This is a genomic window from Streptomyces sp. NPDC004721, assembly GCF_053601495.1.
Genome location: NZ_JBSGBZ010000155.1, coordinates 1 through 1,447 on the forward strand (window position 1 = coordinate 1; position 1,447 = coordinate 1,447).

The following is a 1,447-nucleotide window of genomic DNA, read 5'->3' on the forward strand; positions in this document are numbered from 1 at the left end:
GGCCGCCGTGAGGCCGGGAAAATGTGGGTTGTGTCCGTCCGGGACGCCGGCGAATCTGTGATGCCTGTGAGCTCGAGTGTCAGTATGGCGTCGGGAGCCGCTTGCAGGGACCGTCTATTGTTGCTGCAGCACGCGGACCAGACTCTTCAGCCCTGTGGCTCCTCCGGACGGCGCACCCTTGTCGGTCGCGATGGGAGGGGCTGTCATGGACGTGCTGCACGAGCGGTGTGCCGCTTTGGATATCGGCAAGAAGGACCTCAAGGCGTGCGTACGGACTCCAAGTCCGAGCGGTCGGCGTTCGCGGCGGCAGGAGATCCGGACCTTCGCCACCACGACGAACTCCCTGCTGGAGCTGCGGGACTGGCTGGTGGCCGAGAAGGTCACCCTCGTGGTCATGGAAGCCACTGGTGATTACTGGCGCGGGGCGTTCTACCTGCTCGAGGACTGCCTGAACGTGATCCTGGTCAACGCCGCCCACGCCAAGGGCCTGCCCGGCCGCAAGACCGACGTCGCGGACGCGGCCTGGCTCTGCCAGCTGGGCGAATGCGGCCTGCTGAAGGCCTCGTTCGTGCCACCGGAGCCGATCCGGCACCTGCGCGACCTCACCCGCTACCGCACCACCCTGGCCTCCGAGCTGTCCCGGGAGGCCCAGAGACTGGAGAAGGAACTCGAGGACGCCGGGATCAAGCTCTCCACCGTGGCCACCGACATCCTCGGGGTGTCCGGGCGGGCGATGCTGGACGCGCTCATCGACGGGGAACGCGACGTCCACGCGCTCGCGCAGATGGCCAAGGCCCGCATGCGCCCCAAGATCCCCGCCCTCGTCGAAGCGCTGACCGGCAACTTCAGCGAGCACCACGCGTTCCTGTGCCGCATGCACCTGGAGCGCATCGACCAGATCAAGACCGCGATCACGGAGCTGTCGGCGCGGATCGAGGAGGAGATGCGCCCTTTTGCCCGGCAGCTTGAACTGCTCGAGACCATCCCCGGCGTCGGCAAGGCCGTCGCCGAGGTCCTGATCGCGGAGACCGGCGCGGACATGGCCCGGTTCCGCACCGCCGGCCACCTCGCCTCCTGGGCCGGCGTCTGCCCCGGCCACCACGAGTCCGCGGGCAAGCACAAATCCGGGCGCAGACGCCACGGCAACCGATGGCTCGGCGCCGCACTCGGCACCGCGGCGATGGCAGCCTCCCGCACCCGGGACCGCACCTACCCAGGCGCCCGCTACATGCGGCTGATGCCCCGTCTCGGCAAGAAGAAGGCCCTCGTCGCGCTTGAACACACCCTGTTGACCGCCGTCTGGCACATCCTCACCACCGACAGCCCCTTCCACGACCTCGGCGGCGACTACTACACCAAGCACGACCCCGAACGCGCCCTACGACGCATCACCCGCCAGGCCAACGCCCTCGGACTCACCGTCCGCTTCGAACCCATCGGAGCCTGA

Annotated in this window: 1 protein-coding gene; it reads left to right on the forward strand. The window is 68.6% G+C overall.

The features are described 5' to 3' along the window. Nucleotides 1–205: 205 nt before the first annotated feature. Nucleotides 206–1,447, forward strand: coding sequence for an IS110 family RNA-guided transposase (locus tag ACWEK3_RS42380; RefSeq protein WP_376506373.1), 1,242 nt, complete (start codon nt 206–208; stop codon nt 1,445–1,447).